Source organism: Microcystis sp. T1-4, from assembly GCF_000297435.1.
Taxonomy (GTDB): Bacteria; Cyanobacteriota; Cyanobacteriia; order Cyanobacteriales; family Microcystaceae; genus Microcystis.
This window is the reverse complement of the sequence record NZ_CAIP01000421.1, coordinates 26,828-45,198: the sequence shown is the minus strand read 5'-3', so window position 1 is coordinate 45,198 and position 18,371 is coordinate 26,828. Positions and strand designations below refer to the sequence as shown.

Below are 18,371 nucleotides of genomic sequence, written 5' to 3'. Positions count from 1 at the left end.
ATCAGTTATCAGTTATCAGTTATCAGTTATCAGTTATCAGTTATCAGGAGTCAGTTATCAGTTATCAGTTATCAGTTATCAGGAGTCAGTTATCAGTTATCAGTTATCAGTTATCAGTTATCAGTTATCAGTTATCAGTTATCAGTTATCAGTTATCAGTTATCAGGAGTCAGTTATCAGTTATCAGGAGTCAGTTATCAGTTATCAGTTATCAGTTATCAGTTATCAGTTATCAGTTATCAGGAGTCAGTTATCAGTTATCAGTTATCAGGAGTCAGTCTCGATGAAAAAATTTTCACCCCCACAGATGAAAGAGGTTTCCTTCCCTACACCCCACACCCTACACCCTACACCCTCTTTCAAGTCAGGAGATTACTTTTTATTTATTCTCCCCACTCCCCAATTCATAATTCATAATTCATAATTCATAATTCATAATTCATAATTCATAATTCATAATTCATAATTCATAATTCATAATTCATAATTCATAATTCATAATTCATAATTCATAATTCATAATTCATAATTCATAATTCATAATTCATAATTCATAATTCCCAACCCCTAATTTACTAACAAGAGGTCAAATACTATGTCTAACAACAATTCTGAACGAGTAGTGCGTCGTGGTCGAGTTTTTCCGGAGATTCAATCTACAGAGGAAGAAAAGGCCAAACATCGCGCCCGACAATTAGAATTTTATCATCGTTGTTGGCCGATTTTTCAGAGTTTACAGCCCCGGTTAATGAAACATTATTATGGTTGGTACATTGCGATCGAACCCGATAGCGGCGATTATTTTATCGATCCCGATCAAGAAGTGGCCAGTAAAAAAGCAAGGGCAAAATATCCCGACAAAATCCATCATATCTTTGGCATTAATGAAACTGGAGTTAGTGGCAGAATATGATTGAAGGGAGATTTGGAACCAAAGGACAAATTTATTTTGATATCGATTTAGTTGGCGATGATGGATTGATTCTACCCGCAGAAGTTATGCTGGATACGGGTTTTACCGAGTTTTTAGCCATAAATAGTCAAGATGCTGACAGTCTTGATTGGCGTTTTTTGCGACAAAATAAATTGATAACCGCTCAAGGAGAAGCATTTTTTGATATATATTTAGGCAGAGTAAGAATTGATGGTCAGGAATACGAAATTCCCGTCTTTGCAGGGGAGGCAATTAAGGAGATTTTGTTAGGTTCGCGGTGGCTCAAACAATTTATCTTAGTAGCTAATTATCAACAAACACAGGTGACATTAGGATAATGACAAAAAAGGCGATTATTTTACTTTCTGGGGGATTAGATTCAGCGACAACAGCAGCGATCGCTTTAGCGGCTGGTTATCAATTAATTGCCCTTTCCTTTCGTTATGGACAAAGACACGAGCGTGAATTAGCGGCGGCGAAAAAAATTGCTAATTTTCTCGATATTAAAGAACATCATCTGATCGAAGTCAATCTATCTTTGTGGGGAGGTTCCGCTTTAACCGATCAATCTATTGCTATTCCCCAAGAGGGAATTAACCCGAATATTATCCCGATTACCTATGTGCCGGGGAGAAATACAGTTTTTATTTCGATCGCTCTTTCTTTAGCGGAAGCAAGGGAAGCGGAGGCGATATATTTAGGAATTAATGCGGTGGATTATTCCGGTTATCCCGATTGTCGTCCCGAGTATTTAGATGCCTTTCAAACTTTAGCTAATTTATCATCGAAAGCGGGTTTAGAAGGGAAAGCACCCCAATTAATTGCCCCTTTGGTGATGGATAGTAAGGTAGATATCGTCCGTCGTGCCGTTAGTTTAGGGGTTCCCATTGCTGATACTTGGTCTTGTTATCAAGGAGAAGTTGAACCCTGCGGTTTATGCGATTCCTGTCGCATCAGAGATCAGGCTTTAATTGAGGCCGGTTATCCCGAATTAGCCACTGCCCTGTTGAAAAACAGCCGGGGAAAATAGGGAGGATAGTGAAAAATGGAGATAATCTAGGCAATTAAATGTTCAATGAGGATTTTACTGCCGATTAATATTAAAACTAAACCGCCGAGAATTTCCACCTTTTGACTAAATAAATTACCGAATTTATGCCCGATAAAAACAGCTATAAAACATAAAGCAAAGGTAATAAAACCAATGACAGTGCAAGCTAAAAGTAAGGGAGTTTTAATCATCGATAAACCCAAACCAACTACCAAAGCATCGATGCTAGTAGCGATCGCTAATCCGATTAAAGTATAGCAATCTAGAGGATTAAATTTTTTTTCTTCGTCGTCATTTTGAACAGCTTCGTAGATCATTTTACTGCCGATCGCCCCTAAAATAATAAAAGCGATCCAATGGTCAAAAGAGGCGAGGAAATCGCGACAGGTTAGGCCGATCCCCCAACCAATCATCGGCATAATCGCTTGAAATCCCCCAAAAAACAAAGCAATTTTCAGAGCCTTATTAACATGAATATGACGAATCATCAGGCCACTGGTCAGAGAAACGGCCACGGCATCGGCGGCTAATCCCACGGCAACAAAGGAAGTGGTTAAAAGTTCGAGTGAAGTAAACATCTATAGTTGTTTATCCTTTAATTTCCCCTTATCTTAACTAATTTTTCCCCAAAAAACTTTCATATTTCTCTCATGATCCTCTCATTTATCTATCATTTCTCTAACCTAATTAGGTAGGCGTTAAAAGTTGTCAGATACCCCCCTTATCAAGGGGGGATTAAGGGGGGATCGGCACCCCCCTTATCAAGGGGGGCAGGGGGGATCGAACCTAAAATCCATTTTTAATTTAATTATAACCAGCTACCTAATTAGTGAGAGGATCGAATTGAAAACGTTTAAAACCACATTACCGGTTCCTGACCGATTGCCTCGACCTGATGGATTGCTTCTGGGGTAAAACTGATAATATCCTCAGCTTCTAGGACTTTTTCGCTCGCTACTGCCATTTTATCGGGAAATTCAGCCGTAGGAGTCCGAGTAACCAATGCTGCTGTTTCATAAATTCCCCTGAATTTTTTCCCAGACAAAGTTAAGAAAGATACTTTTTCCCATCATCGATCATCCCGTCTGCTTTTAAGGTGGCGAACGCTACCATATAGGAAAAGTGCCAAGTAAAAAATTATGATAATTTCGAGAATTACCGGAGAATGAGGTGGGAGAGAACGGTGATAAAATTAGCTAATTGACTCCCCTAACTGAAGCCCCCAATAACCGCTCACTGAAAATATGGCTGATTTTTTTACCACCTATGGTTTTTTAATTGTTTCAATGATATTTGGAGCCAGCTTAGGCATTTCAGTTTATCTGCCCTTAATGGCCGGTCAATTATCCTTAGCAACCCCCGGTTTTTACGCTTTAGGGGGTTATGTGGCCGCCATTCTTTCCACGAAAGTTTTTACTAATACCGGTGGCAATTATCCCCTGGCTTTGGTCTTTTTAGAAATGTTAATTGCTGGCATTATTGCGGGAATATTAGCCATAATTTTAGGTATTCCTGTTCTCCGTTTGCGAGGTATTTATTTAGCTATTGCCACAATCGCCTGGGTAGAAATTTTGAGAATTATTGCCCTTAATCTCGAGATAACCGGCGGTGCGGTCGGTATTTTCGCCATCCCCCAACCTTTCACCACTCAATTAGGCTACCTTTGGCTGGCTTTGCCCCTCTTATTCCTAACTATGCTGTTTCTCTACCGGTTAGAAAACATCAAAATTGGTCGGGCATTTAATGCCATTCGTGCCGATGAATTGGCAGCTGCGGCCATGGGAATTAATCCCACCTATCACAAAGTTTTATCCTTCACTTTCGGGGCAGTTTTAGCGGCAGTGGTGGGAGCGGTAAGCGCCCATTTTCTCAATACTTGGAATTCCCGTCAAGGAACCTTTGATTCTAGTATTATTTTCTTGGCTTTTGTTTTAATTGGTGGTTCAAGAACTTTTGTCGGTCCGGTGGTGGGAGGCATTGTTTTAACTGCTTTGCCCGAAGTTTTACGCGCCCTCGGCGGCGTGAATGGTTTACCAATTTGGTTGGGGAATTTCTTGCGCGATGGTCGTTTGATTATTTTTGGAATTTTAATCGTTTTGGGAACAATTTTTTATCCCCAAGGCTTAATTACACCTGAATTAATCAAAAAAATAATGCCTTTTAAAAGACGTTCCTCTCTTAGTCAAGTTGATTCCTAATTACAGTGATCAGATTTTAGTTTTCAGTTCATTGATTACTGTTTACTGTTCACAGCAAAAAACTCCCCATCTCCCCACTCCTGTCTCCTAACCCACCCTGCTGATACGGATATCCCCCTTCTGGCTAATGTAAAGATAAGGCCGTGGGTTGGATTGAGCTATCATTATTGAGCAGGTATTACCAATCGGCTCAAAAGGCGAAACCCAACCAAGATTGTGAAAATATTCCGGGAAGTTGTTGGGTTTCCTTGCGTCAACCCAACCTACGAGTTTTACTCTAAACTTGGTCTGACTGAATAAAGGGGTGGCAATGGTCGTATTTTTAGAAGCAATTTAGCCAACTTTTGTGGTTTCTTTTCCGGTGGATTTAGAGGACTTCAGTTTACGCTTGAGGGTTGAGGCTGCGCCTAGAGTACCGAGGGCGATCAGTCCGAAGGTAGAGGAAGATTCAGGTATCGTCGTGACTGTCGTGTCAACTGTAACTCTCTCAATAACAAAACCATTTTGACCTGGGTTTTGACTATGAACAAAAGATAAAGAAGTGAAGGGTGAGGCACTTGTTACAGTCAAGATACCTTTGCCATTGTCCACTCCAGTTACTTGAGTGATTGTACTCCCATCAAACACAGTGTTCTGTAGGTTTACATAGCTTAATGCAGGCAAACCAGAGGAGATACTAAAGCTACCAATTGTCTCAACAGGAAGAGGACCATTTCCACTAAGAGCATCAAATTGAAATTCTGCTAAAGTAACTGACTGAGAAAATGTTAGCGTATAAACGCCTGATGCCGTTTGTGACTGGGAAATCCAAAGGCCTGCAAATTCACCAGAAGGTAGGCTTGAAAGCACTCCTCCAGACGATGCTGATGCTGAGAGTGTAAATCCTGGCTGTAACCAGGAGAATGATCCGTTCCCTAGAGTGGTATCGTTAAATGAAATTAAAGCTGCTTGTACAGGTTTAGAAGCTAAGGCACCAGAAACTACCGTAAGACCTAAGCTCAATATCAATGCTCGATTAAGTCTGTTCATTTTTACCTTTATCCTTTAAGGAGTTTGCTGCTTGCGTAGGTCGGGTTAAGCAATAGTCTTACCCAACCCTAAAATAGTATTAAAAGCAACGACACACACACTCCCCCCATAACAGTATCCTACGCTACATTTTACTAAATCTTTAGATTTTGCTCCCTGGCAGCGATTCACCTGGGACAATAGGGACATCCCCTCCTTCCGTCAGGAAACGCCTCCTCAACGCTCAGATGAGTTTGGAGTTACAGCACAACCCGAATAACGACCAATATCAACGGACGGGACTCAAATGCCCCAATTCGACGCTCACCGCATCAAAGCGATTGTCCCCAGGGCGATAGGAGAGAATTTCCAAGCCAATCGGCTCGCCACTGGTGGAATCCTTAATTAAAATCACCCCATCCCCCAGTTCAGTACAAATCTGCTCCTTTCTGGGGGATTGCCAGAAGACAGTGAGTAATTCCATTTCTGGTTCATAGAAAACTTTTACTTGAGCCATAGCGTTTTCCCTTAAGCAGAATTCACGCCGCCTCCAGTTCATAATGCAAGACCAGAAGCTCATCGCCTGGCAGAATAGCCATCGCATATTCCCGCCCCTGACTGTCAGAAAATTCCACTAAATATTGATAGCGCGAACCTTTTTCATACACCTCAACCACTGTTCCCACCTGTCCGCTTGGCAAGCTGGGGACAGCCTCATAATCTGGCTCAACCAAAGTCAATCGCTCCCGAGGGACGGAGTTGAGGATGGCAACCGGATCTAAAAGTTTGATGTCTTTCATGGTAGTTCACTGGATAAAGGCAGAAATTAGGCGAGGGTTGGGATTAATTAAGCCGATTTCCCAGATAGTTCGCAGTTGTGTTCCTTCCCGTTCTGGTATCGTCCAATCCACTTTAAACTGCTGGCCGAATTCCGTGACCGCTTGTTGCACAACTTACCCCTCCAGGGCAGCCTGTGAGATGAGCGATCGCAAAACCTCAGCGTTCTCGGCAGTTATTCCCAGACGAGAGCGAAAGACTCTGGCTTGATTTTTTCCTCTGGAATGTTCTGGATTTAAGCAATAGCCAATCAGTTTTTCCATCGAGATTTCTGCCAGTTCCCCGTTGGGTAATTTCATCTGCGGCACTCCGAACTTTCTGACTTCCCTCAGAGCAACTCGATTCGCAATTGGCGGCCCACCACAGAAGCCGCCCGTTGGATAGTATCGAGGGAAACGCCCGTCTTTTCGGGGTCGAGGAGGCGGTCAAGTTGCGCCCGACTGGTCTGCATCCGCGCCGCCATCTCCGTTTTCGTCAGAGAGATCCGTTTCATCTCCTCAGCCAACTGCCGCAACCGCACCCGTTTGAGTGCCACCGCACTACAGTCCTCCTCAAGACCTTCTTCTTTGAGAAAAGCATCGAAATCGGAGCCAGTATGGGGGTTAGCGGTCATATTTTTCCTGTTCCTTCTTGCGCTAGTAGGGGCGAACGGCCGTTCGCCCCTACTAGATTTCCCGTTTTGGGGTTTTTGGGACTTCGCCGATGTTGCCGTGCGGCAGAATCATCTCCCCTCGGCTGATGTAAAAGATGACCCGCGTGATGCGTCTGCCCGTAGGGGCAATTCATGAATTGCCCCTACTCCGCACCTCCCATAAGTCTTGATAACCGGAAAGTGAACGGCACAGGGGCAGCCGATGGGAAAGCTAAACTCTACGTCCTTGATATCGCTGCCAATAATCCGGCAATCTTCACGGCTGAGAGTTTTCCACCAATCTTTGACTGGCTCCGACCCACCTTCGGCTCGAAAAAACTTGGCTGGCAGCCTTTTCAATCCTTACCTTCTCAGTTATATGGTACATCAATCGGATTAACGAGATCGTCAACGGTCGCCCGGAAATCACTGGGAGTACCGCCCTTCGATTGGCGAAATATTGGCAAGTTTCCCCATATTTCCGGCTGAACCTGCAAATTCGTTACGATCATCTCCCCCCGCAAGGCGCACGAAGTGGTCTCCCCCCGCAAGGCGCACGAAGTGGTCTCCCCCCGCAACGCGCACGAAGTGGTCTCCCCACTCCCCCATCACCCCACTTCATAATTCATAATTCATAATTCATAATTCCCACTCCCCACTCCTGTCCCCTAACCCACCCTACTGATACGGATATCCCCCTTCCGGCTAATGTAAAGAAAACGTTACAGTAACAGATAAAGCCCAGTAGCCAGGAAGCCGTCGATCATGTTTGAATACTTTAACCAGAAAGCTATCAAAGCGGTGATGTTCGCCCAAGAGGAAGCCCGTCGTACCGGTCACAGTGTCGTGGGTACGGAGCATTTACTGTTAGGATTGATAGGAGAAGCCACCGCCACCGCAGCCTCAATTCTCAAGGATTTAAAAGTCACCCTGCACGAAAGTCGCCGCCTGATTGAAGGAATGACCGGCCGCGGCACCGGTTACAGTCCCGTTAATATCCCTTTTACCCCGAAAGCGAAAAAGATGTTCGAGCAAGCATTTCAGGAAGCTCGACAATTAGGGGAACAGGCGATCGCACCTGAACATCTATTACTCGCTATCACCACCGATCCCGAATCCCTAGCCGCTAAAATTTTAATTATGCAGGGTGTTGATTTGATCAAACTTCGCGGACTTTTAATTAAAAATGCCGGGGAAAAAGTCGCTAGTGGTCGCTTCACGGCAAAGAGTGACTATGAAGACCAGAAAAATGCTCCCCAAGGCGGGATTTTAGCCCAATATGGTCGCAATTTAAGCCAAGAGGTCAAAAATGGCAAAATTGACCCTGTAATCGGTAGAGAGCCAGAAATCGAGCGAGTTGTCCAAATTTTAGGCCGTCGTACCAAAAGTAACCCGATTTTACTCGGTGCGCCGGGGGTGGGGAAAACAGCGATCGCTGAAGGGTTAGCACAACGCATCCATAGTGGCGATATTCCCGAACTTTTGCAGGATAAACAGGTAATTGCCCTCGATATGGGGTCTTTACTGGCGGGAACCCGTTTTCGCGGCGATTTTGAAGAACGTTTAAAGGGTGTGGTGGAGGAAGTTCGCAAATCGGGCAGTATTATCCTGTTTATCGATGAAATTCACACTCTTGTGGGTGCTGGTAGCATGGGAGGAGCTATGGATGCTTCTAACTTGCTTAAACCTGCTTTAGCTCGCGGCGAGTTACAGTGTTTAGGGGCAACTACTCTCGATGAGTATAAACAGCATATTGAGCGAGATGCGGCTCTAGAAAGACGTTTTCAGCCAGTTATGGTGGGAGAACCAACTAAAGAGCAGGCGATCGAGATTTTACGCGGTTTAAAAGCCACCTACGAGGATTTCCATCAGGTAAAATACGATCAAAAAGCGATCGAAGCTGCCGTTAATCTATCCTCTCGCTATATCAATGATCGCTTTTTACCGGACAAAGCGATCGATCTTCTCGATGAAGCGGGATCCCGCACCCATCTACGCTATTCCCTACAAAGTAAAAGTCCTGCGGAGGTTAACGAAGAATCACCCCTAATTAACCCCGAATCTTTAATTCCGGTGGTGGATGCGGAGGAAATCGCCCAAATTGTCGCCGCTTGGACAGGTATTCCCGTTACCCAATTAACTGAAACTGAGTCGGAATCGCTCTTAAATCTGGAATGTCAACTGCACGAGCGGATTATTGGCCAACAGGAGGCAGTGAATGCCGTTTCTCGTGCTATTCGTCGAGCGCGAGTAAATTTAAAGAATCCTAACCGTCCGATTGCCTCGTTTATTTTTGCCGGTCCCACGGGAGTGGGTAAAACTGAATTAACGAAAGCCTTAGCTAAGTTACTCTTTGGCTCGGAATCCAGTATGATTCGCCTAGATATGTCGGAATTTATGGAATCCCACACGGTTTCTAAGTTAATTGGTGCGCCTCCCGGATACATCGGTTACAATGAAGGCGGTCAATTAACGGAAGCAGTGCGTCGTCAACCCTATAGAGTGGTTTTGTTTGACGAAATCGAGAAAGCACATCCCGATGTTTTTAATCTTCTCCTGCAACTGTTAGAAGATGGTCATTTGACCGATAGCCAAGGTCGTCGGGTGGACTTTAAGAATACCCTAATTATCATGACCTCAAATATTGGCTCAAAAGTCATCGAAAAAGGCGGTAAGAGCTTAGGATTCGAGATTGCTGACGATTTTGCTCAATCCCGTTACCAACAGATATCTAATCGGGTGACAGAGGAGTTAAAACAATATTTCCGTCCCGAATTTCTCAACCGTCTCGATGAAATTATCGTTTTCCGACAGTTAACTCGCGAAGAAGTTACCCAGATTGCTGATATTCTGATCGCAGATCTAGCCAAACAATTGACAGAAAAAGGCATTTCTGTGCAAGTTACCGCCGCTTTTAAGGATTTGGTCATCAATGAGGGTTATGATCCTAGCTACGGTGCGCGGCCTTTACGTCGTGCTTTAACTCGACGCTTAGAGGATAGTTTAGCGGTCGCGATGTTATCGGGAAAAGTCAATTCTGGAGACCATGCGATATTAGATGTAACTGCTGAAGCTGTGGTGACAGTCTCTAGTCATCAGCGCTCTGAGCAAAGCGATATTCTCTCGCAATTACAGTTACAACCAGTGGGTTAATCCCCTCAAAAATTGCTTTTTTCGGGGTTGAAAATGTTTCAACCCCGATTTTTATCATCTAGGAAAAATAACTTCTAGGGGAGCGGGAATCATCTCGCTACGAAAGTCAAGAATCTGAACTAGGATTAAATAGGGTCTGCTGAAAAAGTTTTTCCTAGGGGCAGGGTGTGGCCCCCCAACCCCCCCGACATCGGGGGGGCAGTAGGGCTGATTCATTCTCTCAAATGTCATTCTCTCAAATCCTTATCTGGCAAAGTTTTTAGTCGATTTCTCGGAAATATATATCTGAAAATTTTTAAAAACGTCGTGCTTTGCTTACCTGATAAGCGATTAAGGGTAACAAAAAAAAGAATTAGATTCGGAGAATGAAACGACCCTAGGGGGGGCAGGGGGGTTGTCGGGTTTTACCGATTTTGAGGGGGTCAATTACCTAATTTTCAGGGAAAAAGTAGCTGAATTTCCCCCTGATCACTCCCATATCTGGTACTTTTGGATTTCAAAAAAGTCTAAAACTCTTATCCAGCAAGGTTTTTAGATTTATTCAGCCAGCCCTATTTAGGCAACCAGCGTTCTTGAATTTGATTAATCGCCCAGCTTAAAATCGCCCCCGCAATTAAAATACTAATAGCAGGATTGAATAAGGGCAGCCAAAGACGCTGAAAAAGTTTAAATCCTAGGGGAATTCCCGTGGATTCACCGATAACAGCCACGGCAAACCAGAGAAAGCCCGCTATTACCAAAAACACATCAAATATTAAGATTCTATTCAACCACTTGACAAATTGCTCTTTCATTGCCTTAAAAACTTAGGTTATTTAACAGTTTATTCAGGAAAAATTATACCACTGTCACTTTAATCCCAAGCTCTCCAGAGCCAAGCTAGTCCGGCAGTAATGATTAAAACTTTAGTTAACCAATCTCCCCAGCGCACATATAAAGTCCTCGTGTCCCGTCGATAAATTGTTTCGCTATGGATTTGATATTTATCCAAATCCGATAGCCAAAGGTGATTACCGTGGGGATCGACAAAAGCAGAATAGCCTGTATTGGTGGCCCGGGCCATCCATCGATCGGTTTCGATCGCTCGCATGGTATCCTGAGCATGGTGTTGAGCGGGCATGGCGTGGCTATAATGGGCGTTATTAGAAGCAGTAATAATAAATTCGCCTCCTCTAGCAGTTTGACGGCGAAAATGTTCGGAAAAAGCCGACTCGTAACAAATGCCCACAATGGTTTTACCGAAAGGACTGTCAATAATTTGATCGGGATTTCCCTGGATTAAATGCGCTTGCAGAGGAGAAAGGCGATCAACAATTCCGCCCAAAATTTCCTGAAAAGGAACGTATTCGCCTAAAGGCACGAGAATTACTTTATCATACCGACTAATCACCTGTCCCTCGCCATCGATGGTCAAGAGACTATTGTTATAACCCTTGTCCACCTTGCCGAATGCACCCAACCAGATCGGCGTTTTTTTGGCTAAAATTGCCGAATAAATCGAGCTATTATTAACTAAGTTCTCCCAATAGTAGGGTAAGGCGGTTTCAGGAGTTAAGACGGCATCTACTCCTTGAGCGGCGAGAATTTGATAACCAGTGGTGTAACCTTCGAGGGCCTTTTGAAATCCTAGGGGCGAAAGTTTGATCGTGTTGGGAATATTGCCCTGAATTACGCCAATTTTTATCCCTAAATCCCTTGACTTTTCGATCGGTTTATGGTATGCGTTCCATCCCCAGAGATGGAGGCTAAAACAAATGAGGAGGGGTAAAGAGAGAAAAGCGAGATTTTGCCGCGATTGACGGATTAGGAGCAAGCTTTCAGCGATTAAACCATTAACTGCCACAATTGCCGCCGTTACCGTCGTAAAACCCGATAATTTGCCCAATTGCAGAATCAATAAATTATGGGGACTTTGGCTATAAGCAAGGGTAGTCCACCAGAGAGGGGATTGACTCCAGAGAGATTCTAACCCACACCAGAGGGCAGTGCCGATGAAAACCCGCAGGAGGGCATCCCTAAAAGATGACTGATTAACACTTTTGTTGACATAAAACATAACTAACGTCCAAGTTAGCACGATCGCCGTTCCCCAAAAAGCGATAAACAACCAACAAAACAGGGCAATTGACAAACTGGCTAACCAGGGGACACCCATCCACGTCATCGGGTGAATTCCCGTGATCCAGAATAAAGCCAGACCATGGTAGGCAAAACCCCAGCCAAAACCGTATAAAAGCTGTTTTTTTAGGGATTTTTCCCCTAATATCGCAACCATCCACAGGGGGACTAGAGAAATCCAAGCGAGTAACCACCAGGAAACCGGTGCTACTGTTATCCCCATCCCCACACCCCCCAAAATTGCCCAGAGAAAACGCACCATCTTTCACCCCAGTCAGGTTGAACTCCTCTGACCTACTAGATCTCAGAGTAGCTAGAGGGAAGACAAAAAACAAGAGACAGACAGAAGTTTTTCAGCACATATACAATAGAGCAGTTAACGAGCAACAAAAGCCCTTCCATGAGATGCTATGGCAAGCTATAGACTCAGACAAACAAGGAGATGGGGAATGTCACCCTCACCCTAAAAGCCTAAACTCGGACTGAATAAGTGATTGAATACATGGATAATTTTAACCCCAAAATAACGGCTCTGGCTCTGGTCTTGAATGTCGAGGAAAATCTCGAAGATATTTTTCGGAAAATAGCTAGTACAAGCGCGCAGCAATTGCGGGCGCAGCACTGTTCAATTATGTTAAGCTCTCCACAGGAATTAAAGGGGGAAATTACCGATTATCTAGAAGTTTTTGCCCATTATGATGGTCTCTCACCTTTGGGGGATCAAGAAATAATTAAACTCGATCAAGCTATTGCCGGCACTGTGGCAACTACAGGAAAACCTCTACTAATTAAGGATATCACTCGATCGCCATTGGCCAGTGCAGCCGGTTATACCAGAAAATCAAATAATAACAGTTTTATAGCCGCACCGATTATCCTAAACGAGCAGATAATCGGAGTAATTAATCTCAGTTTTCCCCTAGACAAAAAACATTTTGAACCATTCGATTTAGAAATCTTGCAGTTATTCGCTCAACAGGCATCCCAATCCCTGCAAATTTTTCATTTGCAAGGGATGTTAAAATCTCGTTTTGTGGCTATGGCAGTGACTAGAGAAATAGCAGAAATTCAGTGCGAACATTCGATCGCTGTCCATCCTTATCCCCCGAAATTAGCCAAAATTGTCGCCAAGGCTTTTTTTAAAGAATTAACTCAGGCCGGTTTTGGCACCCATGAAGTTATTGAGATTGCTAATGAGGTTTTGAATTTACTACAAAAGACTCTTAATAAACATAAAAATCGTCTGGAAGCAAAAGATTGAGTGCTAATCAAGGGTTAAAATCAACTAACTTGCCACTCCCGTACAGTCGGCAGCAGTAATTGAGATAGTTAACAGCTTAATTGACCGATGTTTACTGATTGCCGCTGCCGTCCTGCCGTCCTAATTCATAGACACCGGAGGCAACACAGGCGAGAATGCCGACACTAATCGGCCAACTTTTTCCTAAACTAATCTCGATTAACCAATCGGAGAAACCGCCGATAATGAGAAAGGGAATAATACTAAAGATAGAAGCATAAAAAGCATTTTGGGATTCTCTGGCGACGCGAGTTTTTTCAAACTCCTCTAGGGAAGTATAGAGGAAACGCTCGGCAAAATTAAACCAGCCATAGAAAATTTCTATAAACCAATTTCGCACCCCGGCTAATCCCAGATACAATGCTAAAGACCAGAGACAGCTACCGGCAATAAAGGCTGGGGAAATATTGATAGTGAAGGGCAGAAAGTCGATTACCATAGATGAGGGCCACAGAATTGGTAAATTTGAGCGAGCGGCTTGATCAATCTTAACAAGTCTTGACCCTGGCACCAAAAAAAGGTGATTTCCAAACCTGACCATTTGGGTTTCTGCTTGCGGTCCTTGGGGGTTTCCCAGCTGCCTTATGCCATTTTTCTTTATTCGTGGCAGACATCCTACTCCCCTCTCCCCCCCTTGCTCCCCCGACATCGGGGGGGTGGGGTGAAGGTAATTAACTATCTCTGCCATTACTTTAGAAAAATGCTATGACGTTCTGGCATATATCCTGTAAATGCGCTAGTATTTAACAGTAAATCCGACCTAGAACGGGGGGTTTCAGACCCAATTTTTTCGATGAAAAGTTTTTTTAAGAAACCTTATCGGTTGGGAATTTTGATGCTTGTATCGACAAGTTTAATGGCCTGTAGTTCCTTAAACTATAGCTCTTTTGCGGAACTCGTACCATCTTTCTCTCCCTCTCCTTCTCCCTCTCCTTTAGATGCGGCAACTTTACAGGTTTTAGAGAATAAAATCTATCAACAGGTCAATCGCTATCGTCAATCTCGCAATTTATCTCCCCTACTGTTAAATCGGGCAATTTCCCAACAGGCAAGATTACATAGCCAACGTATGGCTGCCGGTTTAGTTCCTTTTAGTCATCAAGATTTTGACCAAAGAGCGCAAACTATTGGCGTTTCCGTTCCCTATCAAGCGGTGGGGGAAAATCTGGCAGTTAATCAAGGTTATGATGACCCGGTAATGATTGCGGTGGATGGCTGGATTAAAAGTCAAGGTCATCGGGAAAATATCGAGGGTGATTTTGATAGTACCGGGATTGGAGTAGCGACGGATAATCAAGGAAAATTGTACTTTACTCAAATATTTTTAAAACGTCAATCCCCTGCCGTTTCTCCTAATCACCTTAGCTACGATCCTATCGGGAATCAATCTTTTTTCATTACCCTCGAAGAAAACACTAATTATCAAGTTAATCGCTACCGAATTTCTCAAAATTTACCGCCCCTACGTCTCGATGCTCGCATTAGTCATGAAGCTCGCTTATTTAGTCAAAAAATGGCCAATCAACAGGCTCCTTTTAGTCATGATGGTTTCGAGGGACGAGTCAAGGCAGTACAAAGGAAGATTCCTTTAGAAAAAATGGGCGAAAATTTGGCTTTTATGAAGGGATATACTGACCCCGTTAGTGTTGCCGTCAAGGGTTGGATTAATAGCCCCGGTCATCAAAAAAATATGGTTGGTGATTATAACCTCACCGGTATCGGTATCGCTAAAAATAATGCTGGTGAATATTATTTTACACAACTTTTTGTTAAAAAGCGTTGACAAAATTACACCGATGATACCTAAAATTAATTACCAGTCTTTAGCTATCAGCCTTTTCGGTGATCAGTTATCAGTTATCAGTGATCAGTGATCAGGGAAATAAAGGCACTCGTGCAATAGGCAAAAGCATTACAAATTTCCCTCCTGTCTCCTGTCTCCTGTCTCCTATCTGCTAACTATATGAACTTAGACAATTTTCAAGTGTGCGATCGAGATTTAAGCGATGACCTATTATCCCGTTATCTAGGGGTTAATTCGATCGCTGTAGATACAGAAACTATGGGATTAATACCGGGGCGCGATCGACTGTGTTTAATTCAACTCTGTGATCCCAGTGGTTTTGTCACCGCTATTCGCATTTTTAGGGGGCAAACAGAGGCTCCTAATCTCAAAAAGGTCATGGAAGATGAGCGGATAGAAAAAGTCTTTCATTTCGCCCGTTTTGATGTGGCTCAATTATTCCATACTTTTGCCATTGCCACGCAACCAATTTTCTGTACCAAAATCGCCAGTAAACTGGCTCGGACTTATACCAGCAGTCACGGTTTAAAAAGTCTCGTGCAGGAATTGGAAGGCATAGAATTAGACAAAACCGCTCAGAGTTCTGATTGGGGAAATGCCGCTAATCTTACCCCACAACAACTGAGTTACGCCGCTAACGATGTGCGCTATTTACTGTCAGTGCGAGATAAATTAATTGTGATGCTGCAAAGAGAAGAAAGATGGGAATTAGCCCAAAAATGCTTTAGTTGTATCCCCATCTTCACCGCTTTAGATTTACAGCAATACAAGGATATATTTGAGCATTAGTCGGCAAAATTTACGGTCTAGTTAATAAGTAAATAGAAGATAGATTTTGTCTTTAATCCTCCCTCACCCTGATCAGGTGGTGCCGCTCCCCCTTTAATCCCTCCTTAATAAAGGGGGTATCTGACAATTTTTAACACCCACCTACTTAGTCTGATTGACTGCCAATCGAACTTTAAAAACCCAGTTATGGATTGTTTCTCCCCACTCCCCACTTCCCCACTGGCCACTTCCAGCACTGGTTACTGATCACTGCCAATGCTCCCTAGGACCAAAAGCTGCCAAGATCACAAAAAAGACCGCTATGATCCAAAATAGAATTAATCGTCATTGGTAGAGAATAGGTAAAAAATCTATGACATCTTATGCGGCCTCCTCTGCACGAGCCGAAATGAGCGAACTTCGGCGCCTAAAAACCCTACTACCCCCAGAATTACAAAGTTGGGTAACGGTAGAAGGTTCCACAGAGATTAACCCCCCCCTGATCCGTTGTGAAGAAATTGGCAGAGACGAGGTAGAAATTCAGATAGATTTAGCCAAATGGGAGAATTTAGCCATCGATCAGCGTAATTTGCTCTTTTGGCATGAAGTGGCCAGGATTCAAAATGATAGTATTCCCCGGGAAGGCTGGGAAATGGCCGCCCTCGCTATCGGCCTAGGTGGTGCAGTGGGGGAATTATGGGTACAGGACGGGTTATTATTGCTTTTGGCCATGGGATTATGTGGGATTTCCGGTTATCGTCTCTGGCGCAAAAATAATGGCGATAAAATTCTCAAAGAAGCGATCGAAGCCGATGAAAAAGCGATCGCCTTGGCCACCCGTTTCGGTTATTCTCTCCCCAACGCCTACAAGAGCCTAGGCAGTGCCTTTAAAACCCTAATCGAACAAACACCTAACCGTCGTCTGCGTAAGCGTTATGAGACCCGTTTAGATGCCCTGAGAAAGAGTGCAGCCAAAGCGAAAGCCCAAACCCAAGGCCGTCCGCCCCTAGGCGAGATTCGTTAGCTGATCACAGGTAATCTCTGACATCACCCATTGGTATTTGGGGAAAAGTGTAGTAAACATTAGGTAGGTCAACAGGCCTTGTTCATCCATCAAATCATCTTTTTGTGTCGATGACTTCCCAAATTCCTGAAACACGTTTTCTGATCATTCCGATGGAGTATCCGGTTTTGCGGATGCCGGATCGCTTGACTGTCCTGGAAGCAGTACAGTTCAAAGATATCTTTCACCATCTCATCGTCCAAACACCCACTCCCGAAAAAGTCATTCTCGATCTCAATGCCACTCAATTTATGGATAGTAGTGGTGTGGGTGCTTTAGTGCATAATCTCAAAACGGCCAGGGCAAAAAATATCGAGTTAGTACTGGCTAACGTCCACCCCCCGGTGATGGGGGTTTTATCGATTACGGGACTAGATCAATTATTCACCTTCCAAACCTGTCCCCTAGCACCCCAAGAAAATGACTTTACTGCCACTGAAAACCATCTACCCGAAACCCATCCCTCGATTCGCAGTTGCTTAAAGCGCGGTCTTGACATTGTTGGTGGAATCGTGGGTTTATTAATTACGGGGCTTATTTTTATCCCCATTGCCATCGCTATTAAGTTAGACAGTCCAGGTCCAATTTTTTTCAGTCAAACCCGCTGCGGTTGGTTGGGAAAGGAATTTAAAATTCTCAAGTTTCGTTCCATGTGTGTGGATGCAGAAGCACTCAAGGATCAAATCCCCAATCAAGCGGAGGGAGCCTTTTTTAAGAATAAAAATGATCCCCGGATTACCCGAGTAGGAAAATTTTTACGTCGTACCAGCTTAGACGAATTCCCCCAGTTTTGGAATGTGATCACCGGTGAAATGAGTCTTGTCGGCACTCGTCCCCCCACACCCGATGAGGTGGAACGCTACGATGTTCCCCAATGGCAACGTTTAGATGTAAAACCAGGTATGACGGGGGAATGGCAGGTGAATGGTCGCTCTCGGGTGCGTAATTTTGAAGAGGTAATTCAACTAGATTTGCGCTATCAAGAAAATTGGAGTTTAGGCTACGATCTACAACTGATTTTTAAAACAATTTTGATTCTCTTTCAAAAAAACAGTGGTGCCTTCTGAAGTCTTAAATTCCCCTTCTTTCCCCCTCCAATTCCATCTACAAGTCCAGACGGAATTGGCAGCTTTAATCCCGGTCCTACAATGGTTTGAATCTCACGGCCGCTCTTTTCTACCCGACTCGGTGCTTTGGCAGTGTAAGGTGGCTTTAGCGGAAGGATTTACTAATGCTGTCCGTTACGCCCACAAACATTTACCACCGACTACACTGATCGAGCTAGAATTAACTTTACAGTACCATTCTCTAGAAATAAGAATATGGGACCGGGGTCAACCTTTTGATCTGCAAGCAAAACTTGATTCTCTACAACAACGTCCCCTCGCACCTTTGGAAATGGAAAGCACTCGCGGATTACTTTTCATGCGTTCTCTTACTGATACTTTACAATATATCCGCACTGGCGAAGGCAGAAATTGTTTAATTCTCCAGAAAAGTTTTTAA

At 43.9% G+C, this 18,371-nt stretch carries 23 protein-coding genes and 1 pseudogene; 13 read left to right on the top strand and 11 right to left on the bottom strand.

Features of this window, described 5'->3' with window-relative positions; translation table 11 throughout:
- The 4 genes from MICAI_RS27455 to queC form a co-directional block, all read left to right on the top strand.
- Positions 1–417: hypothetical protein (locus tag MICAI_RS27455; RefSeq protein WP_232306248.1), on the top strand; the 417-nt coding region annotated here is incomplete at its 5' end.
- Between the two features lie 178 nt (positions 418–595).
- Positions 596–913 (top strand): hypothetical protein, encoded by a 318-nt coding sequence (locus tag MICAI_RS20965; RefSeq protein ID WP_002736011.1) that lies wholly within the window; start codon positions 596–598, stop codon positions 911–913.
- On the top strand, positions 910–1,272 hold the full coding sequence (locus MICAI_RS20960) for a hypothetical protein (RefSeq protein ID WP_002781773.1): 363 nt from the start codon (positions 910–912) through the stop codon (positions 1,270–1,272). Before MICAI_RS20965 ends, MICAI_RS20960 begins: the two co-directional genes overlap by 4 nt.
- Positions 1,272–1,964, top strand: coding sequence for a 7-cyano-7-deazaguanine synthase QueC (queC, locus tag MICAI_RS20955; protein WP_008206815.1), 693 nt, complete (start codon positions 1,272–1,274; stop codon positions 1,962–1,964). The genes MICAI_RS20960 and queC overlap by 1 nt, the downstream gene beginning before the upstream one ends.
- Positions 1,965–1,990: 26 nt before the next feature.
- Here queC and MICAI_RS20950 read toward each other — a convergent pair whose 3' ends face one another.
- Together MICAI_RS20950 and MICAI_RS20945 are read right to left on the bottom strand one after the other, a co-directional pair.
- Positions 1,991–2,563: a manganese efflux pump MntP gene (locus tag MICAI_RS20950; RefSeq protein WP_008206813.1), complete on the bottom strand. Its 573-nt coding sequence runs from the start codon at positions 2,561–2,563 to the stop codon at positions 1,991–1,993.
- A 275-nt stretch (positions 2,564–2,838) separates the two neighbouring features.
- The gene (locus MICAI_RS20945) at positions 2,839–3,030 is read right to left on the bottom strand and encodes a hypothetical protein (protein ID WP_039900637.1); all 192 of its coding nucleotides are present in this window, start codon (positions 3,028–3,030) and stop codon (positions 2,839–2,841) included.
- Positions 3,031–3,229: 199 nt separating this feature from the next.
- On the opposite strand from MICAI_RS20945, the gene MICAI_RS20940 reads away from it, so the two are divergent.
- Positions 3,230–4,183, top strand: coding sequence for a branched-chain amino acid ABC transporter permease (locus MICAI_RS20940; RefSeq protein WP_008206809.1), 954 nt, complete (start codon positions 3,230–3,232; stop codon positions 4,181–4,183).
- A gap of 333 nt (positions 4,184–4,516) precedes the next feature.
- Here the strand turns inward: MICAI_RS20940 and MICAI_RS20935 are convergent, their stop codons facing one another.
- From MICAI_RS20935 to MICAI_RS26125, 6 genes and pseudogenes are all read right to left on the bottom strand, one after another.
- Positions 4,517–5,212, bottom strand: coding sequence for a hypothetical protein (locus MICAI_RS20935; RefSeq protein WP_008206807.1), 696 nt, complete (start codon positions 5,210–5,212; stop codon positions 4,517–4,519).
- A gap of 268 nt (positions 5,213–5,480) precedes the next feature.
- Positions 5,481–5,708: a hypothetical protein gene (locus tag MICAI_RS20930; protein ID WP_008206805.1), complete on the bottom strand. Its 228-nt coding sequence runs from the start codon at positions 5,706–5,708 to the stop codon at positions 5,481–5,483.
- Between the two features lie 22 nt (positions 5,709–5,730).
- Positions 5,731–5,991, bottom strand: coding sequence for a DUF4926 domain-containing protein (locus tag MICAI_RS20925; protein WP_002765844.1), 261 nt, complete (start codon positions 5,989–5,991; stop codon positions 5,731–5,733).
- A 6-nt stretch (positions 5,992–5,997) separates the two neighbouring features.
- Positions 5,998–6,327: pseudogene (locus MICAI_RS28025) on the bottom strand (DUF6883 domain-containing protein).
- A gap of 29 nt (positions 6,328–6,356) precedes the next feature.
- Entirely contained in the window at positions 6,357–6,641 is a 285-nt protein-coding gene (locus tag MICAI_RS20915; RefSeq protein ID WP_008206799.1) for a helix-turn-helix domain-containing protein, read from the bottom strand.
- Positions 6,638–6,814 (bottom strand): hypothetical protein, encoded by a 177-nt coding sequence (locus MICAI_RS26125; protein WP_157221775.1) that lies wholly within the window; start codon positions 6,812–6,814, stop codon positions 6,638–6,640. The genes MICAI_RS20915 and MICAI_RS26125 overlap by 4 nt, the downstream gene beginning before the upstream one ends.
- Between MICAI_RS26125 and MICAI_RS26120 the strand changes: the two genes are divergently transcribed.
- Positions 6,813–7,148, top strand: coding sequence for a hypothetical protein (locus MICAI_RS26120; RefSeq protein ID WP_039900636.1), 336 nt, complete (start codon positions 6,813–6,815; stop codon positions 7,146–7,148). The genes MICAI_RS26125 and MICAI_RS26120 overlap by 2 nt on opposite strands.
- Positions 7,149–7,424: 276 nt before the next feature.
- Positions 7,425–9,812, top strand: coding sequence for an ATP-dependent Clp protease ATP-binding subunit (locus tag MICAI_RS20905; RefSeq protein WP_008206797.1), 2,388 nt, complete (start codon positions 7,425–7,427; stop codon positions 9,810–9,812).
- A 551-nt stretch (positions 9,813–10,363) separates the two neighbouring features.
- On the opposite strand, the gene MICAI_RS20900 is transcribed toward MICAI_RS20905, so the two are convergent.
- Together MICAI_RS20900 and lnt are read right to left on the bottom strand one after the other, a co-directional pair.
- Positions 10,364–10,606 carry a hypothetical protein gene (locus MICAI_RS20900; RefSeq protein WP_008206795.1) on the bottom strand — a complete coding sequence of 81 codons (243 nt, stop codon included), beginning with the start codon at positions 10,604–10,606 and terminating at the stop codon, positions 10,364–10,366.
- A 59-nt stretch (positions 10,607–10,665) separates the two neighbouring features.
- A complete protein-coding gene (lnt, locus tag MICAI_RS20895) occupies positions 10,666–12,192 on the bottom strand; it encodes an apolipoprotein N-acyltransferase (protein ID WP_008206792.1) in 1,527 nt (508 codons plus the stop codon).
- A gap of 240 nt (positions 12,193–12,432) precedes the next feature.
- On the opposite strand from lnt, the gene MICAI_RS20885 reads away from it, so the two are divergent.
- The gene (locus MICAI_RS20885) at positions 12,433–13,191 is read left to right on the top strand and encodes a GAF domain-containing protein (protein ID WP_008206790.1); all 759 of its coding nucleotides are present in this window, start codon (positions 12,433–12,435) and stop codon (positions 13,189–13,191) included.
- Between the two features lie 91 nt (positions 13,192–13,282).
- Here MICAI_RS20885 and MICAI_RS20880 read toward each other — a convergent pair whose 3' ends face one another.
- Positions 13,283–13,669, bottom strand: coding sequence for a hypothetical protein (locus MICAI_RS20880; RefSeq protein WP_039900644.1), 387 nt, complete (start codon positions 13,667–13,669; stop codon positions 13,283–13,285).
- A 354-nt stretch (positions 13,670–14,023) separates the two neighbouring features.
- Between MICAI_RS20880 and MICAI_RS20875 the strand changes: the two genes are divergently transcribed.
- From MICAI_RS20875 to MICAI_RS20855, 5 genes are all read left to right on the top strand, one after another.
- Positions 14,024–15,013, top strand: a complete 990-nt coding sequence (locus MICAI_RS20875; RefSeq protein WP_039900634.1) for a CAP domain-containing protein — start codon at positions 14,024–14,026, stop codon at positions 15,011–15,013.
- Positions 15,014–15,193: 180 nt separating this feature from the next.
- Positions 15,194–15,823 (top strand): ribonuclease D, encoded by a 630-nt coding sequence (locus tag MICAI_RS20870; protein WP_008206784.1) that lies wholly within the window; start codon positions 15,194–15,196, stop codon positions 15,821–15,823.
- 352 nt (positions 15,824–16,175) lie between these two features.
- Positions 16,176–16,826: a DUF3318 domain-containing protein gene (locus MICAI_RS20865; protein ID WP_002781787.1), complete on the top strand. Its 651-nt coding sequence runs from the start codon at positions 16,176–16,178 to the stop codon at positions 16,824–16,826.
- Between the two features lie 110 nt (positions 16,827–16,936).
- Positions 16,937–17,932: an anti-sigma factor antagonist gene (locus MICAI_RS20860; RefSeq protein WP_008206782.1), complete on the top strand. Its 996-nt coding sequence runs from the start codon at positions 16,937–16,939 to the stop codon at positions 17,930–17,932.
- On the top strand, positions 17,919–18,371 hold the full coding sequence (locus MICAI_RS20855; protein WP_008206779.1) for an ATP-binding protein: 453 nt from the start codon (positions 17,919–17,921) through the stop codon (positions 18,369–18,371). The genes MICAI_RS20860 and MICAI_RS20855 overlap by 14 nt, the downstream gene beginning before the upstream one ends.

What these genes read in the sequence shown, in the direction of transcription:
- MICAI_RS20965 (WP_002736011.1), top strand. Translation starts at nt 596, where the DNA reads ATGTCTAACAACAATTCTGAACGAGTAGTGCGTCGTGGTCGAGTTTTT.
- MICAI_RS20960 (WP_002781773.1), top strand. Translation starts at nt 910, where the DNA reads ATGATTGAAGGGAGATTTGGAACCAAAGGACAAATTTATTTTGATATC.
- queC (WP_008206815.1), top strand. Translation starts at nt 1,272, where the DNA reads ATGACAAAAAAGGCGATTATTTTACTTTCTGGGGGATTAGATTCAGCG.
- MICAI_RS20950 (WP_008206813.1), bottom strand. Translation starts at nt 2,563, where the DNA reads ATGTTTACTTCACTCGAACTTTTAACCACTTCCTTTGTTGCCGTGGGA.
- MICAI_RS20940 (WP_008206809.1), top strand. Translation starts at nt 3,230, where the DNA reads ATGGCTGATTTTTTTACCACCTATGGTTTTTTAATTGTTTCAATGATA.
- MICAI_RS20935 (WP_008206807.1), bottom strand. Translation starts at nt 5,212, where the DNA reads ATGAACAGACTTAATCGAGCATTGATATTGAGCTTAGGTCTTACGGTA.
- MICAI_RS20930 (WP_008206805.1), bottom strand. Translation starts at nt 5,708, where the DNA reads ATGGCTCAAGTAAAAGTTTTCTATGAACCAGAAATGGAATTACTCACT.
- MICAI_RS20925 (WP_002765844.1), bottom strand. Translation starts at nt 5,991, where the DNA reads ATGAAAGACATCAAACTTTTAGATCCGGTTGCCATCCTCAACTCCGTC.
- MICAI_RS20915 (WP_008206799.1), bottom strand. Translation starts at nt 6,641, where the DNA reads ATGACCGCTAACCCCCATACTGGCTCCGATTTCGATGCTTTTCTCAAA.
- MICAI_RS26120 (WP_039900636.1), top strand. Translation starts at nt 6,813, where the DNA reads ATGAATTGCCCCTACTCCGCACCTCCCATAAGTCTTGATAACCGGAAA.
- MICAI_RS26125 (WP_157221775.1), bottom strand. Translation starts at nt 6,814, where the DNA reads ATGAATTGCCCCTACGGGCAGACGCATCACGCGGGTCATCTTTTACAT.
- MICAI_RS20905 (WP_008206797.1), top strand. Translation starts at nt 7,425, where the DNA reads ATGTTTGAATACTTTAACCAGAAAGCTATCAAAGCGGTGATGTTCGCC.
- MICAI_RS20900 (WP_008206795.1), bottom strand. Translation starts at nt 10,606, where the DNA reads ATGAAAGAGCAATTTGTCAAGTGGTTGAATAGAATCTTAATATTTGAT.
- lnt (WP_008206792.1), bottom strand. Translation starts at nt 12,192, where the DNA reads ATGGTGCGTTTTCTCTGGGCAATTTTGGGGGGTGTGGGGATGGGGATA.
- MICAI_RS20885 (WP_008206790.1), top strand. Translation starts at nt 12,433, where the DNA reads ATGGATAATTTTAACCCCAAAATAACGGCTCTGGCTCTGGTCTTGAAT.
- MICAI_RS20880 (WP_039900644.1), bottom strand. Translation starts at nt 13,669, where the DNA reads ATGGTAATCGACTTTCTGCCCTTCACTATCAATATTTCCCCAGCCTTT.
- MICAI_RS20875 (WP_039900634.1), top strand. Translation starts at nt 14,024, where the DNA reads ATGAAAAGTTTTTTTAAGAAACCTTATCGGTTGGGAATTTTGATGCTT.
- MICAI_RS20870 (WP_008206784.1), top strand. Translation starts at nt 15,194, where the DNA reads ATGAACTTAGACAATTTTCAAGTGTGCGATCGAGATTTAAGCGATGAC.
- MICAI_RS20865 (WP_002781787.1), top strand. Translation starts at nt 16,176, where the DNA reads ATGACATCTTATGCGGCCTCCTCTGCACGAGCCGAAATGAGCGAACTT.
- MICAI_RS20860 (WP_008206782.1), top strand. Translation starts at nt 16,937, where the DNA reads ATGACTTCCCAAATTCCTGAAACACGTTTTCTGATCATTCCGATGGAG.